This window comes from Actinoplanes sp. NPDC051388 (assembly GCF_055586225.1).
In genome coordinates this window covers 816,889-832,196 of the sequence record NZ_JBVJIP010000001.1, presented here as the reverse complement: position 1 = coordinate 832,196, position 15,308 = coordinate 816,889, and the positions used below count along the sequence as shown (strand labels likewise).

The 15,308-nt window shown below is 72.7% G+C and carries 12 protein-coding genes; 6 read left to right on the top strand and 6 right to left on the bottom strand.

Annotated elements, in window-relative coordinates; all coding sequences use genetic code 11:
* Positions 1 to 200: 200 nt before the first annotated feature.
* The gene (locus tag ACZ6TI_RS04005) at positions 201 to 1,514 is read left to right on the top strand and encodes an aminotransferase-like domain-containing protein (protein ID WP_465343471.1); all 1,314 of its coding nucleotides are present in this window, start codon (positions 201 to 203) and stop codon (positions 1,512 to 1,514) included.
* Entirely contained in the window at positions 1,511 to 2,815 is a 1,305-nt protein-coding gene (locus tag ACZ6TI_RS04000) for an aspartate aminotransferase family protein (protein ID WP_465343470.1), read from the top strand. Before ACZ6TI_RS04005 ends, ACZ6TI_RS04000 begins: the two co-directional genes overlap by 4 nt.
* On the opposite strand, the gene ACZ6TI_RS03995 is transcribed toward ACZ6TI_RS04000, so the two are convergent.
* From ACZ6TI_RS03995 to ACZ6TI_RS03975, 5 genes are all read right to left on the bottom strand, one after another.
* Positions 2,778 to 4,616, bottom strand: coding sequence for a caspase family protein (locus ACZ6TI_RS03995; protein ID WP_465343469.1), 1,839 nt, complete (start codon positions 4,614 to 4,616; stop codon positions 2,778 to 2,780). The two genes, ACZ6TI_RS04000 and ACZ6TI_RS03995, sit on opposite strands and share 38 nt — an antisense overlap.
* Positions 4,613 to 6,190, bottom strand: coding sequence for a caspase family protein (locus ACZ6TI_RS03990; RefSeq protein WP_465343468.1), 1,578 nt, complete (start codon positions 6,188 to 6,190; stop codon positions 4,613 to 4,615). Before ACZ6TI_RS03990 ends, ACZ6TI_RS03995 begins: the two co-directional genes overlap by 4 nt.
* Positions 6,187 to 6,555 carry a hypothetical protein gene (locus ACZ6TI_RS03985; RefSeq protein WP_465343467.1) on the bottom strand — a complete coding sequence of 123 codons (369 nt, stop codon included), beginning with the start codon at positions 6,553 to 6,555 and terminating at the stop codon, positions 6,187 to 6,189. The genes ACZ6TI_RS03990 and ACZ6TI_RS03985 overlap by 4 nt, the downstream gene beginning before the upstream one ends.
* A 103-nt stretch (positions 6,556 to 6,658) precedes the next feature.
* Positions 6,659 to 8,368 (bottom strand): alpha/beta hydrolase, encoded by a 1,710-nt coding sequence (locus tag ACZ6TI_RS03980; protein WP_465343466.1) that lies wholly within the window; start codon positions 8,366 to 8,368, stop codon positions 6,659 to 6,661.
* 53 nt (positions 8,369 to 8,421) lie between these two features.
* On the bottom strand, positions 8,422 to 9,174 hold the full coding sequence (locus ACZ6TI_RS03975) for a dihydrodipicolinate synthase family protein (protein WP_465343465.1): 753 nt from the start codon (positions 9,172 to 9,174) through the stop codon (positions 8,422 to 8,424).
* 115 nt (positions 9,175 to 9,289) lie between these two features.
* Here ACZ6TI_RS03975 and ACZ6TI_RS03970 point away from each other — a divergent pair, with 115 nt between their 5' ends.
* The 4 genes from ACZ6TI_RS03970 (at position 9,290) to ACZ6TI_RS03955 (ending at position 14,860) form a co-directional block, all read left to right on the top strand.
* Positions 9,290 to 10,411, top strand: coding sequence for a hypothetical protein (locus ACZ6TI_RS03970; protein WP_465343540.1), 1,122 nt, complete (start codon positions 9,290 to 9,292; stop codon positions 10,409 to 10,411).
* A 70-nt stretch (positions 10,412 to 10,481) separates the two neighbouring features.
* Positions 10,482 to 12,701, top strand: a complete 2,220-nt coding sequence (locus ACZ6TI_RS03965; protein ID WP_465343464.1) for a helix-turn-helix transcriptional regulator — start codon at positions 10,482 to 10,484, stop codon at positions 12,699 to 12,701.
* A 12-nt stretch (positions 12,702 to 12,713) separates the two neighbouring features.
* The gene (locus ACZ6TI_RS03960) at positions 12,714 to 13,865 is read left to right on the top strand and encodes a hypothetical protein (protein WP_465343463.1); all 1,152 of its coding nucleotides are present in this window, start codon (positions 12,714 to 12,716) and stop codon (positions 13,863 to 13,865) included.
* A gap of 41 nt (positions 13,866 to 13,906) precedes the next feature.
* Positions 13,907 to 14,860 (top strand): helix-turn-helix domain-containing protein, encoded by a 954-nt coding sequence (locus tag ACZ6TI_RS03955; protein ID WP_465343462.1) that lies wholly within the window; start codon positions 13,907 to 13,909, stop codon positions 14,858 to 14,860.
* On the opposite strand, the gene ACZ6TI_RS03950 is transcribed toward ACZ6TI_RS03955, so the two are convergent.
* Positions 14,857 to 15,306, bottom strand: a complete 450-nt coding sequence (locus ACZ6TI_RS03950) for a YdeI/OmpD-associated family protein (protein ID WP_465343461.1) — start codon at positions 15,304 to 15,306, stop codon at positions 14,857 to 14,859. The genes ACZ6TI_RS03955 and ACZ6TI_RS03950 overlap by 4 nt on opposite strands.
* Between the last annotated feature and the right edge of the window lie 2 nt (positions 15,307 to 15,308).

Sequence of the window (15,308 nt, the reverse complement as noted above, 5' to 3'; positions counted from 1 at the left end):
CTGAGCCCCTTTCTGTGCCTGTGGCGTGGGTCACCAGACGATTGTGATCGTCCTTCCACAGCCTGTCATCGTCCCCGGGCCTTCGGGTTGACAACAGGGGCGGCTGCGGTAGGACACTACGACACAGATGATGGCGAACAATTGCTTGATCGTTACGTATTGTTTCGGAGATGTAATTGCTCTCGCTCATAACGGGCGCCGTGGAGGACCGCAGCGCCCGCGGAATCGCCGCGGCCGTGAGCCGCCTCGTCACCGCCGGCGACCTGCCGGGCGGGGCGCGGCTGCCCACCGTGCGCGATGTCGCGCGGGAGCTCGGGGTCAGCCCGACCACGGTGTCCGAGGCCTGGCAGAGCCTGCTGCGGGCGGGCGCGATTCAAACCCGCGGGCGGTCCGGCACGTTCGTCGCCGCGCTGCCACGGCAACGCCTCCGGTACGTGCGGATGGGCGGGCCGGCCCTGGCTCGGGACCTGTCGTCCGGCGTACCCGATCATGATCTTTTGCCGGATCTCACCGAAGCCCTCAAACGCATCGGCGACGGTCGCCTGACCAGCAGCTATCTGGACGCTCCGGTGCTGCCGGCACTCGAGCGGGAACTCCGCGAGCGGTGGCCCTTCCGGCCCGAGCGGCTGACCGTGGTGGACGGCGCGATGGACGCGCTCGACCGGATCACCGGCGCCGTGGTGCGCTTCGGCGACCGGGTGCTGGTCGAGGACCCGGCCTTCCCGCCGATGCTCGACCTGCTCGACGCGGTCGGCGCCCTCGCGGTCGGGGTGCCGCTGACGCCGACGGGCCTCGATCCGGCCGCGTTGCAACAGGCGCTGAGGTCGTCCGGAGCCGCTGCCCTCTTCCTGCAGCCGCGAGCGCACAACCCGACCGGCGTGAGCATGACCGCCGAGCACGCCGTCGAGCTCGCAGACGTCCTGCGCGACTTCCCGGACGTGGTGATCGTCGAGGACGACCATGCCGGGGACATCGCCACCGCGCCGCCGGTCAGCCTCGGCGCCCACCTGCCCGAACGCACCGTGCACGTGGCGAGCTTCTCCAAGAGCCACGGCCCGGACCTGCGGCTGGCCGCGATCGGTGGGCCGGCCCGGGTGGTCGACGCAGTGGCCGACCGCCGCCTGCTCGGCCCCGGCTGGTCGTCCCGTCTGCTGCAGGCCGTGCTGCTCGACCTGCTCACCTCGCCGGCCGCTACCGCGCAGGTGGCCGCCGCCCGCACCGAATACGCCCGGCGCCGCCGCTGCCTGCTCACCGCCCTCGCCGCGAACGGCGCGCGGGCCACCGCGGACGACGGCATCAACCTGTGGCTGACCGTCCGCGACCAGCAGTACGCGCTGGTCACGCTGGCCGGGCACGGCATCACCGTGGCGCCCGGCGCCCCCTTCCTGGTCTCCCCAACCGGAACGGACCACCTACGGGTGACCGCAGGCCTGGTCGCCGACGGGTTCGACGAGCTGGCTCTCATCCTGGCGACGGCGGCGGGCGCCGCCGACGCTTCCCAACGGAGGTATTGATGCACGACGACCTGCTCGCCCGGCACCAGTCCGTGATGCCCGCGTGGATGCCGACCTACTACGGCGACGAGGCGCTCGAGTTCGTCTCCGGCGCCGGCCGCCACCTGACCGACGCGCACGGGCGCCGCTACCTGGACTTCTTCGGCGGCGTGCTGACCAACATGATCGGCTACGACATCCCGGAGATCCGCGACGCGGTCGAGCGCCAACTGGCCACCGGGGTCGTGCACACCTCCACGCTCTATCTGATCCGGCAGCAGATCGACCTGGCCGAGAAGATCGCGCGGGTCTCCGGCATCCCGGACGCCCGGGTCTTCTTCACCAACTCGGGCACCGAGGCGAACGAGTCGGCCATGCTGATGGCCACCAACATCCGCAAGAGCAACCAGATCCTGGCGATCAAGAACAGCTACCACGGCCGCACCTTCGCGACCATGGCGATCACCGGGCACCGCAGCTGGTCGTCCAGCTCGCTGAGCCCGGTGCAGGTGTCCTGGCTGCCGTCCGGCGACCGGCTGCGCGGGCGGATGGCCGGGCTCTCCGACGGCGACCAGATCGACGTCGCGGTGGACGAGCTGCGCGAGACGCTGGCCACGGTCACCGCGGGCGACGTGGCGGCGCTGATCGCCGAGCCGATCCAGGGCGTGGGCGGCTTCGTGTCCGCGCCGGATGGGACGCTGGGTGCGTACAAGAAGGTGCTGGACGAGACCGGCATCCTGCTGATCGCGGACGAGGTGCAGACCGGGTGGGGCCGCACCGGCGAGCACTTCTGGGGCTACCAGGCGCACGGCGTGGTGCCGGACCTGATCACCTTTGCCAAGGGCATCGGCAACGGCTTCGCGCTCGGCGGCGTGGTCGGCCGCGCCGACGTGATCAACGCGGTGCCGGCGATCAGCTTCTCGACCTTCGGCGGCAACCCGGTCTCGGCCGCGGCCGGCAACGCGGTCCTCGACTACGTGCTCAACCACGACCTGCAGGCCAACGCGCTGCGGGTGGGCGCGATCCTGCTCGACGGGCTGCGCGCCGCGGCAGCTGAGCTGCCGATCGTCGCGGAGGTGCGCGGCCGAGGACTGATGCTCGCGGTCGAGATCGTTCGCCCGGGTACGACTGAGCCGGACGCGGCCGCCACGACGAGGGTGTTCGACGAGTGCCGCAAGAACGGCCTGCTGGTCGGCAAGGGCGGCCTCTACGGCAACGTGCTGCGCATGGGCCCGCCGCTGACGCTGACCGAGGAGGAAGCCCGCGAGGGCCTGACCGCCCTGGTCACGGCACTGCAGACGGTGCACGCCGAAGCGCTCTGACCACGGCGGCGGTGGTCAGGGTCAGTCCGACCGCGATCGCGATGTAGGCGTAGCGGGCGGCGAACGACGCGGTCTCGTTGCCCAGCAGGAAGACGCCGAAGCCCAGGACGATCGCCTGGGCGGCGGCGGCGCGCTCCAGCCAGACGGTCCGCTCGTCGCCGCCGATCGACGCCAACGCCAGCACGGCGCCGATGGCCAGCCAGATCAGGTAGAGCGGTGTGCTCTTCAGGTGGGCGTAGTCGAGTGGCACCAGCGTCTTGGAGTCCAGCACCAGCGAGCCGGCGGACGCGAAGACGAGAACACCGGCGGGGCCCAGCAGCCAGCGTCGCCAGTCCGGCACCTGGCCGGCCTGGCCGGCCCACATCACGGCAACGGCGGTGAGGTGCCAGAAGACGGCTTCGGACGCCGGATTGAACAGCAGGAAGAGGGCCGCGACGACGGACAGCGGAGCGCCGAGCGCGGCCGCCAATCCGCCGGCGAACTGGGCGGTGGTGGGTTCGGCGACGGCGTCGGGCGGCTCGGAGACCAGCGGCCGGACGGATGGTGATGGTGCTGCCCGGCCCTCGACTGCCCGGCCCTCGACTGCCCGGCCCTCGACGAACACCCGGATCGGCGTCGCGCCGGCCGACCCCCGCAGCGTGATCAGACCCTCCGCGGCGTGCCGCGGGCTCACCGAAACGGTCAGGTCGTCGCCGTCTCGGGTGACGTCGATCCAGTCGTCCGAGACCTCGACGCTCAACACCCGCGCGATCGCCGGCCCGCTCACCGTCAACACCGTCGATCGGGTGCTCGCATCGAAGTGGATCTCCGTCGACTCGACCCGCGGCAGGGCCTGGGTGAGCGCCTTCCGGGCGCGGGTGGCGACCTCCTCGACGTCGTGCGCCTCGATCTCGGTGAGCGCCTCGGCCGCGCCCGCCGCCACCGGCACGTTGTCGCTGAGCAGCCGGGTGCGCAGCTCCTCGACCGCGCCGATCCGGCCGTAGCGGTTGGGGTCGCTCAGCGCCGCCCGCAACTCCTCGGGGATCGGCTGCGGCTTGACCTTCATCCGGCCGCTGCGGGCGATCCACAGGTCGCCGTGCATCTCCACGGTGCGTTCGGGGGTCTGCTTGGGACTGCGCTCACGGACCCGTTCGTAGAGGTAGTCGTAAAGCTCGTCGACGGTGACCGTGCCGTCCTCGTCACGGTCGGCCTCACCCGTCCGCAGGCCCTCGACCAGGGCCGCGGTGAAGATGGACGGTTGCGCCGCGTTGTCCTCGGCGAGTTGGTCGCCTTCGAAGGCGTACTCGACGGCGCCGGACGCGGTGATCACGGCGCGTCCGCGACCGCCGCCCTTGAACTTCTCCAGGACGCCCGCGTCGCCGCCGGCGCGGGGCCGCATGCCGCGCGCGAAGGCGCCGCCGTAACAGCAGTCGAGCAGCAGCACGACCCCGCCGGCGCGGCTGTTGCGCATGCACTTCTGCACCAGGTCGGAGGGCACCGCGCTGCCCATCAGGCGATCCGGGCGGGTGTTGGCGGCGGCGAAGTAGAGCTCGTTCGACTCGTCCTTGAGCCCGTGGCAGGAGAAGTGCAGCAGCAACATGTCCTCGCGGCCACGGTCGGCGAAGAAGTCCTCGATCCGGGCCGAGATCTCGTGCGCGGGTTCGTTGTGCACGACCGCGACCTCGTCGAAGCCGCCGATCTTCGGGTCGGCGAGGACGCGTTGCAGGGCCTCGGCGTCCGCGGCCGGTGAGCGCAGGGCGCGCAGGCCCTCGTTCGAGTAGCTGTCGTTGGCCACGATCAGGGCGAGGCGGCGGCCGGTCACGGCGCGAGCCGCCTCTCCAGCCCGGCGCCGGCCCAGAGCAGGCCCAGCACGATCACGAAGAACGCATAGGTCCTGGCCAGAGCGGTGTCGGACGTTCCGGCGATCAGCACCGGCACAATGGTGCCGAAGACCACGGTGACCGCGCCGGACACCTGGTCCAGGATGGTCCACGGGCGGCGCGGGCCGAGCGTAGCGGCCACCGCCAGCAGGCCCGCGACCAGCCAGAACCAGGCCATCGGGGTGCCGACGAAGGCGTAGCCCTCCAGGTAGTACCAGTTGTTCACGATCATATAGATCACTGTGGTCAGGGTGCCGGCGCCGATCACCGCGGGCAGCACCCGGCGGGCGCCCTGCTCGATGGCGGCGCGGGCGGCCCCCACCGCGGCGTAGACGAACAGGTGGATCTCGGCGAGGCGCACGGCTTCGTCGTCGGTGCCCGCGCCGAGCAGGATCGCGCCGAGGATCACCGAGATGACGCCGGCGGCGATCAGGCCATAGTCGACGTAGGTCGTCGCCTTTTCCGCCTTCACCACCACCGGCCGAGGAGCGGCGGGCGGCGCCGGGACTTTCACAACCGGGGCGGACTCTTTCAAAGGCGGGGCCGGCTCGTCGGACAGGGCCGCGGTCGCCGCGTCGGCCACGTACCGGATGTCGCTGCCGGCGATCTCGCGCAAAGCCTCCGCCGCGCCCGCGGAGACGCCCTCGTCGGGGCTCTTCAGGCGGGCGCGCAGCTCGGTGACCGCGCCCATCCGGGCGAACATGTTCTCGCTGCGCGCCGCGGCCCGCAGGTCGGCCGGGATCGGCTGCGGTTTGACCCGGCGCCGGCCGCTGCGCGCGACGAAAAGATCGCCCTGCATCTCGACGTCGCGGCTCGGCGTCTGCCCGGCGTTGCGGTCGCGCACCCGGTCGAAGACGTAGTCGTAGAGCTCGTCGAGCGAGATCCAGCCGTCCTCGTCGCGGTCGGCGTCACCGGTGGACAGCCCCTCGACCAGGGCCGAGGTGAAGACCGACGGGGCCGGGGCGTGGTCGTCGGCGAGGCGGTCGCCTTCGAACGCGTACTCCATGGCGTTGGACGCGGTGATCACCGCGCGCCCCCGGCCGCCGCCGCGGAACGTGCCCAGCACGTCGGCGTCGCCGGCCGCCCGCACCGCGACGCCCTGGCCGAACGCGCCGCCATAGCAGCAGTCCAGCAGCAGGACGATGCTGCGCGACCGGCTGGCCCGCATGCAGCGCTGCACGAAGCCGGCGGCGACCGCGGTGGAACCCAGCCGGTCGGGACGGGTGCCGGTGGCCGCGAAGAACAGCTCGCCGGCCTCGCTCTTCAGTCCGTGGCAGGAGAAATGCAGCAGGAGCAGATCGTCCGGGCGCGCGTCGGAGAAGAAGTCCTCGATCCGGGTGGAGATCACGTGCGCCGGTTCGTTGTGGACCGTGGCCACCTCGAAGCCGCCGATCGCCGGGTCGCCGAGCACACCGGCGAGCGCGGCCGCGTCGGCCGCCGGCGAGACGAGTCGCCGCAGGCCCTCGTGGTCGTAGCGGTCGTTCGCCACGATCAGCGCGGCCCGCCGCCCGGTCATCGGCGGTGCCGCTCCAGGAAGGCCTCTACGAGCTCGGTCTGCTGCGCGCGGGTCGCGTTCGACAGCTCGAGGGTGTCGCCGTCGAGGGTCAGCTTCACCGTGCGCGGGCCGCCGCTCACCCACTTGCGGACCACGGTGACGATCTCGTCGATCGCGGTCGCCATGCTCGCCGCCGAAACCAGCAGGGCGCCGATCAGGGCGACGTCGACCGCCCGGGAGTCCTCCGGGGCGGGCCCGCCCGGCGCGCGCCGGACGTCGTCCACATCGAGCTGCAACAACTCGTCGCGTAGATATCCGGTGAGGACGTCCACCCGCTCGGGGTCCGCATCGTCCTCAGTGATCGTGATGTTCAGCTGCGTGGTCACGCGCCCAGTCTCTGCCGGTCACACCGGGTCAGGGAATAGCACGTCCGGCCGACAAAGCGGGCCGGCTGGATTCCAGCCGGCCCGCCCTTTCCACTGACGACCGTCAGCGGGTGCCGTTCAGGATGGACCGTGGGGCCGGCGTGGCCACCGGCGGCCGCCCGGACTCCACCGTGGCGATGCCGGTGGTGACCGCGGCGGAGAGCGGCTCGGCGAACGGCTGCGGCGCGTCGTCGCAGACCTTGCCCTTCGGCGGCAGGGCTCCGGTCAGCAGATACGCCTCGATCGCCCGGTCCGCGCACGGCGAGGTCCCGTACGCGGTGTGGCCCCAGTTGGTGCTGGACAGCAGGCGGCTGCCCGGCTGGCGCCTCGAGGCGGACACCGACGCGTCGTAGTTGGTCGCCGGGTCCCAGAAGCTGCCCACATAGAGCACCGGCGCCGCGGTCCGGCGGTCGAACGGCCCCCGGTACGCGTCCTCGTCCCGGACCGTCCAGCTGCCGCTCGCACACGGCGACGACACCCAGCTCCAGGCCCGCCCGAAGTACGGCGCCCGCCGGTCGGCCCGCGCGCCGGCCGGGATCCACTTGTTCGTGTCCTTCGGGAACGTGCCGTCGGTGCAGGTCACGCCGAGGAACGTCTCGAGACCGTTTTGATAGGGCTCATCCGCGGCGGCCAGTCGCGCGGCGGTGATCCGGCGGACCAGTGCCTCGTTGGCGCTCTCGCTGGACCGGTCCTCGAGCAGCGCCCAGAGCTCGGCCGCCAGCTGGGTCACCGAGTCGCCGGCGTCCGAGCCGTACAGGCTGCCGAGCGCGCCGCCGATGAAGTCCGCGTAGGTGATCCGGTAGGTGAACTCCCCGTCCACGATCTCCAGCGGCTCCGCCTTCAGCTGCCGCGCGATGCTCTCCCACCGGGCGAACGGATCGCCCGCCGCGAACGCGCAGTATTCCTCGCCCACCTTGTCGCACCGCTTCAGCACCTCGGCCAGCGCACGCCAGGCGCCGTCCGCCGAGTGCATCCGCTCGTCCAGGATCTCGGTGCGCCCGGTCTTCGACCCGGTCCACGCGATCGGGTCGATCACGCCGTCGACGACCAGCGCCCGGAACCGGTCCGGGAACATGTTCGCGTAGTACTGGCCCAGCGCGGTGCCGTAGCTGAAGCCCAGGTAGGTCAGCTTGCGGTCGCCGACGGCCCGCCGGACGACGTCCATGTCGCGGGCCACCTCGGTGGTGGACATCGCCCCGGACAGCGGCTTGCCGGTGGTCGAGCAGCCGCGGGCGATGCGCTGCGACGCAGCCACGTACGCCCGCTCCTCGGCCCGTCCATAGGGGAACGAGACGTTGAAGCCCTCGTATGCCGCCGCCTGTTCCTCGGACGACGCGAAGCACCGAACGTTGGCGCTCGCCCCGATGCCGCGTCCGTCCACGCCGACGATGTCGAACCGGTCGAGGATCTCGGCGCTCAGGAACTGCGGCGCGGCCGCCGCCATCTGGGTCGCGGAACCGCCCGGCCCGCCCGGGTTGACGAACAGGCTGCCGATCTTGTGGGCCTGGTCCCGGGCCTTCACGCGCAGGACGGCGACGTCGGTGGTGGCGCCGCGCGGCTGGTCGTAGTCGAGCGGGAGCTTCGCGGTCGCGCACTCGGCGCTGTCGAAGCAGGACGACCAGGCCAGGTCGGGCGTCGGCACCCGGTCGACCAGCCGGGCCTCGGCGCCGGGCCCGGCCGCCGGGGCTGCGGCCGCCGCGGGCACGGCGGCGCCCCCGGCGATGAGGACCCCGGTCACTGCCGCGGTCAGGACACTTCTGGTGCGGAGCAGCATCACGGCCACCCTTTCTCAAGAGGACCGGACACATAGTAGGAGATGGATGCCTACTACCCGATTCGTCGAGTGGGCGGCAGGCCCGCGGCCGCCTTGAGGCCGCCCGGTGTGGCCTTGTAGGCGGCCTCGGTGCGGATCACCTCGCGCTGGGCGTCCGCGTCGCCCGCCCAGGCGGCCAGGCACTTCTCGGGTACGACGTTCGCCACGGCCAGGATCGCCCCGGTGGCGCCGAGCCAGGACGCGTACCCGGCAAGGGCCGCCGATCCGGTGTAGACCGCGCCGTTCCAGTCGACGTCGAGTTCGGCCGCCAGGCGGCCGGGCTCGCCGGAGGAGTCCTTGATGCCCTGCAGGGGCAGATCGGCCAGCGCGTCGACCGGCACCGGCCCGCCCGCCCGGCCCGGGAAGTGATAGGCCAGCACCGGCGCACCGCCCGCCGCGTCGGCCACCGTCCGGTAGTAGGCGCCCAGGTCACCGCCGAGCCGTGGCGGCGCGACCAGCACCGCGTCGGCGCCCGCCTCGAGCACCAGCCCGGTGCGCGCGGCGGCCTGCCCGTGCCATTCCCCGGAGGAGCCGGCCACCACCGGCACGTCGGGGCAGGCCTTTCGCACGGCGGCGACCAGGTCGGCGCGCTCCCGGTCGGCGAGCGCGGCCGCCTCGCCGGTGCTGCCGGCCACCACCACGGCCCGCACGCCGGCCGCGACCAGCCGGGCGGCGTGCGCCCCGGTCTCGGCGGCCAGCAGAGCGCCGTCGTCGTCGAAGAGAGTCACCACGGCCACCGCGGGCCCGGTCCAGATCGGCTCAGCCATGCGTCCCATCTTCTCCCGTACGAACGGCGATTCGGTACGCACGAGCTGGTCCGTCCCCTACCATCAGCCGGTGCGTACCCCGCGCGTTGCCGCATCCGTCCTGGTCACGATGGTGATGCTGGCCGCCTGTGGCAGCGATCCCGAGTCCGATCCGCCCGCTTCGCCCGTCTGGTCCGATGGGCCGTCCGGGGCCGCATCCGGTGCTGCGCCGCCCTCCGGCCCCGGATCTGCGTCTCCGTCGGCGAAGCCCACCCCGACCCCGACGAAGAAGGCGGCGCCGCGCACCCTGCCCAAGCCGGGCAATCCGGCGGGTAAGGCGTCGATCCCGGACGAGGCGAAGGCGGTCGACACCAGCAATCCGACCCGGGTGATCGGCAAGGGCAACCCGGCGAGTTGCACCTCGGCCGCCGTGGTGGCGGCGGTCGCGGCCGGCGGGACGATCACGTTCAACTGCGGCCCGGCGCCCGTCAAGATCACCATGACCGAGACCGCGAAGATCAAGAACGCGAACGGCCCCCGGATCGTGCTGGACGGCGGGGGCCGGGTGACGCTCAGCGGCGCCGGCAAGCGGCGGATCCTCTACATGAACACCTGCGACGAGAAGCAGGGCTTCACCACGTCGCACTGCCAGGACCAGGACCACCCGCGGCTGACCCTGCAGAATCTGGTGTTCGCCGACGGCAACAGCACCGGCCAGAAGCAGGAGGGCGGCGGCGGGGGCGCGGTCTTCGTGCGCGGCGGCCGGGTCAAGGTGGTCAACTCGCGCTTCGTCGGCAACCGCTGCGACACCACCGGGCCGGACCTGGGCGGCGCCGCGCTGCGCGTGCTGAGCCAGTCCGGCCACAAGCCGGTGTACGTGGTGAACAGCACGTTCGCCGGCGGCCGCTGCTCGAACGGCGGCGCGCTGAGCAGCATCGGCGTCTCCTGGGTGGTGCTGAACAGCGTGTTCACCGGCAACCAGGCGATCGGCAACGGCGCCAACCCGGCCCGCGGCGGCACGCCCGGCGGCGGCAGCGGCGGCGCCCTCTACGGTGACGGCGACCTCTTCACCGTGACCTTCGCCGGCAGTGTCGTCGAGGACAACCGGGCCAAGGAGGGCGGCGGCGCGATCTTCTTCGTCAGCAACGACCGCACCGGCACGCTGACCATCAAGGACTCCCGCCTGCGCCGCAACAAGAGCGAGGGCTTCGAGACCGTGCCCGGCATCTTCTTCCTGGGCGCCAAGCTCAACCGCTAGCGGCTCGGCTGCGGCACCCGGGCCCGGCGGGTATACCCGATCGCGGGTTGCGGCTGACACAATCGCCCTGGTGACGTCCGAGTCGACCGCGCGGCCGCTGCTCGCGGTGAAGCGGATCGTGCCGCCACTGCGCGCCGGCGCGGTGCCCCGGGCGCGCCTCGAGCATCGCCTGCGGGCGGCCGGCACCCGGCTGACCGTGGTGGTGGCGCCGGCCGGGTGGGGCAAGACCAGCCTGCTCAGCGGGTGGGCGTCCGATCCGGACGAACGCGACCGCATCGCCTGGGTGTCCCTGGACGAGACCGACGACGAGCCGGGCCGGTTCTGGAGCTACGTGCTGACCGCGCTGCACGAGACCGGCGTGGTCAGCGATGCTCCGTTGCGCGCTGCGCAGACCGCCCGCATCGCGCCGGTCGACCTGGCCCTGCCGACGTTGCTCAACGAGCTGGCCGAGTCCACCGGCCGGCACGTCCTGGTGCTGGACGACTACCACGTGCTGCGCGACCCGGGCATTCACGAGTCGGTGGAGTTCCTGCTCGCCTATCTGCCGGCGGCGTTGCGCCTGGTGATCGCCGGGCGGGCCGATCCGCCGCTGCCGCTGGCCCGACTGCGCGCCCGCGGCGAACTGACCGAGGTGCGCGCCGCCGACCTGCGCTTCTCGGCCGACGAGGCGGTCGCGCTGGTCGCGTCGGTGGCGGGCGCGCAACCGGCCCCGGCGCAGGCGGCCACCCTCTGGGCGCACACCGAGGGCTGGGCGGCCGGCCTGCAACTCGCCGGGCTCGCGCTGCGCCTCGATCCGGCCCGCACCGGCGGCGACGGCCGGCACGTGCTGGACTACTTCACCTCGGAGGTGCTGCCCAGCCTGCGGCCGGAGCAACGCCGGCTGCTGGTCCGCGCGGCGCCCCTGGAACGGCTCTCCGGTCCACTGTGTGACGCCGCCCTGCGGGTGACCGGGTCGGCGGCGGTGCTCGAGGAACTGTCCCGCGCGGACCTGTTCGTGGCCGCCCTGGACGGCGACCGCGAGTGGTATCGCTGCCACGCCCTGCTGCGCGAGGCGCTGCTGCAGGACCCGGCCGCCGATCCGGCGGACGTCCTGGTGCGGGCCGCGGAGTGGTTCGCCGGGCAGGGCCGGATCGACGACGCCGCCGGGCACCTGCTGCGGGCCGGCCGCGACGACGACGCGGCCGCACTGCTGCTGCGGCACGCCGAGCCGCGGTTCCTCGACCTCGGTGACTCGGCGACCTACCTGATGCTCGGCGAACAGGCGGCCCGCCACGACGCCAGCCCGGAGATGGCGTTCACGCTGGCCACGGCGGCGAGCCTGTGCGGCCGGCAGGACCGGGTGATCCACTGGCTGGACGTGTGCGAGGCGGGCCGCACCCCCGGAACCGCCTTTCCCGGCTGGCGCGACGCCCGCGCCGCCACCCTGTGCCTGCGGGCGACGTTCGGCCTCTCCGACGGCGAGTCCGCGCGGTCGGTGGCGATGGCGCGGGAGGCCTTCGAGCTGGAGACGGCGGACGGTCATCCGACCGCGCACATCGCCCTCGGCTCGGCGCTGACCCGGGACGGGAAATTCGACGAAGGCCTGACCATCCTGCTCGACCGGTGGCAGCGCGAACGCCCGCGCTGGCAGCCGTGGATGCTGATGCAGACCGCCGGGAGCCTGGCGATCAGCCTGGCCGAGAGCGGCCGCGGCGAGGAGTGCGACCGGATCCTGCGCGAGATCGCGCCCCGGGCCGACGCGATCGAGCGGGACGGGCTGGCGGCGACCGTGCTCGGGCTGGCGTCGTTGCGCACCGCGGCCGGCCGCCGCCGGGACGAGCGCGGCGACCCGGAATCGGCGGTCGAGCTGCTGCGGCAGGCCGTCACCTATGCCGAACTGCACCCGCGCCCGCTCCTGCTGGTGCTCGCCCTGATCTATCTCTCCGACGCCGAGCTGGGCTGCGGCCGGCGGGCCGAGGCGCGGGCCGCCCTGACCCGGGCCCGGGACCTGGTCGAGGACAGCCCGGTCAGCGCCTTCGCGATGCGCCGGCTGGCCGACGCCGAGACGCGGCTGGGCCGGGGTGCGGCACGCGCGGCGGTGCGCTCCCGCGGTCTCGCCGAGGAGCTGACCGACCGTGAGCTCTCCATCCTGCGGGCGCTGCGTGGCACGGCCAGCCGGCGGGAGATCGCCGCGGCGCTGTTCCTGTCGATCAACACCGTCAAGGCGTACACCAAGAGCCTTTATCGCAAGCTCGGCGTCGCCTCCCGCCAGGACGCGGTCGCCACCGCTCGCACCCTGGGTTTGATTTGAGAGAGTGGAGCGGTGGAGATCCAACCGCCATTGGTGCTGTGGAACCGCTGGGTGACGCTGGCCTCGGCGCTCACCGCGGTCGGCTTCGGTGATGTCTGGACGGTCGGTGAGACCGGGGCGCACCACGACGATCACGGCGGAAACTGGGCGCATCTCTCGCTGATCGAGGGTGGCCGGGCGGTGTTCTACGGCTACGACCACGAATACAGCGAGACGGTCGACGCCGACCCGCCGATCGACCTGCTCGCCGCGGCGCCGGACTGGGTGCCGTGGGCCGAGCTGACCCGGCACGCCGGCGAGGACCAGCTCGGCTACCTCTACTGGCACGACGGGTCCGGCTGGGGACGGGCCGACTATCGCGAGACCGACGGGCTGATCGCGACCGCGGCGGCGGTGCTGGACGACGAGGCCGCGCTGGGTGAGCTGATCGACTTCGTGGTCGAGTGGGGGGACGCGCCGGAGGTGGACAAGGCGCGGCTGCGGGAGGCGGCGGTCGAGCTGCTGGCGGCGGGGGCTCGCCGGGAGGTGGACGATCGGGCGCTGCGGGCGTACCCGGGTCGTGCGGTCGAGGCCGGGATGGCCGTGGCCGCGGCCGGGGGGATCACCCGAGGCACCTATCCCCCGGTCCTGCTCGCCGGGCAACGCCCGGAACGACGTCGCGTGCGGCGGCTCAGCGACCGCGAGCACGACCGGCTGGTCTGGCGGGCGATGCGGGACACCGCGGAGTTGGCGAGGCCGGCGCCGATGCCCTCGCCCGCGCTGGACGAGCTGGTGGTGTGGCTGCGCGGGCGCGCGCCCGGCGGGGACGGCCGCTGCACGCTGTTGTTCTCGATGATCGGGAACAGCTCGTCGCAGCAGTCCGGCGAACGGCCGCCGGTCGAGCGGGCCGGCGAGCGGTCGTTCGACGTGTTCCGGCGGCTCGGCGAGCTGGTCGAGGCGGTGCGCCGCGAGGAGGGGCGCTGGCTGTTCCTGCGCGTCGAGACCACGGCGGAGGGTGCGACCGTCGAGCGCCGCTGGGACTCGTGGCCGCCGTGGTGGGAGGACAACGGCATCTCCGGCCCGCGGCGCGGCGACCTGCGCGACGAGCTGGACCGCCGGGACGAGGCGCTGCGCCCGGGGTGGGCGGCGCTGCTCTCCCCGGACGTCGCCTACCACTACGTCTGACGCTCGGAAACGGCCGTTCCGCACCTCAGTACAGTGTCCGCATGTCAGCGGTGGGAGACGACGTACTGCCACCGGACCAGCAGCACGCCTACCGGTTGCTGGTCCGGCATTCCGGCACGGACGCGGAGGGCCTGGCGGCCGACGCCGGGGTCACGGTCGACGAGGCGACCGCGATGCTCGAGTCGTTGCGTGACAAGGGTCTGGCCACGCCGGGCCCGGTGTTCCATGCGCTGTCGCCGGAGCTCGCGCTGGGCGAGATCCTGTTGCGCCGGCAGCAGGACCTGCAGGCGGCGCGGCAGATGATGGCCGCGCTGACCGAGGACTACCGGCTCAACACGCGGCGGCGCAGCGTCGAGCATCTGGTCGAGATCGTGGTCGGGGTGCCCGCGCTGCGGCAGCGGCTGCGCGAGATGCAGGACTCGGCGCAGCACGAGATCCTGTGGTTCTGCCGGGCGAATCCGATCGTGATGGAGGGCCCGGCGAACACCGAGGAGACGCCGGCGCTGACCCGCGGCGTGAAATATCGGGCGATCTATGAGCGCGCGCTGCTGGACATGCCGGGCGAGATGGAGAGCATCCTCGGCGCGATCGAACTCGGTGAGGAGTCGCGGTCACTGCCGACGCTGCCGGTGCGGCTGGCGATCGCGGACCGGTCATTGGCGATCTGCCCGCTGGTGCCGGACGACGACGCGATCGTGGCCGGTCAGCCGACGGCCGCGCTGATCCGGTCGAGCGAGCTGCTCGACGCGCTGGTCGCGCTCTTCGAGAGCCACTGGGAGCGGGCCATGCCGGTGGTCACCGGCAAGCGCGACGACGAGATCGACACGTTGCTGCTGTCACTGCTGGTGGCGGGCATGCCGGACAAATCCATCGCGACGCACCTCGGGGTGAGCCGCCGAACGGTGCAGCGCCGGCTCGACCGGATGATGGATCTGGCCGGTGTGGACACCCGCACCGGCCTGGCCTATCAGGCCGCCCGCCGAGGCTGGCTCTAGCGCTGTTTCCCGGCGGCGAGCGTCGTCACGGACTTGGCGATGCGCCGCTGCCGGGTCTCGTCGGTCTTCGCGCCGGCGATCTGGTCCACGTGATAGCGGCGGTTGCTGAAGGAGAGCTTGTCCCAGGTCGCCTGGGCGGCGGGCTCAGAAGCAAGAGCAGAAGCCAGATCCTCGGGTACGTCCAGAGTCCGCTCCGCCGTGTCGAGCACGATCTCCAGGTCGAGCACGTCCCCCGCCCGCACGCCCGCGGCGGCCCGGCGCTCCGAGCTGACCCCGAGCCAGAATTCGCCGCCCATCTTCGCGATCGACGACCGGAATTCGTAGCCCTTCATCGTCACCTTGACCTTCGGCCGGCCGCCCCCGCCGAGCTCCGCGACGAACTCGTCCGGAATCCGGAAACCGGTCGTCTTACCGCCCGTGGCCTGCAGCTCCGCCGTCATCCTCATGG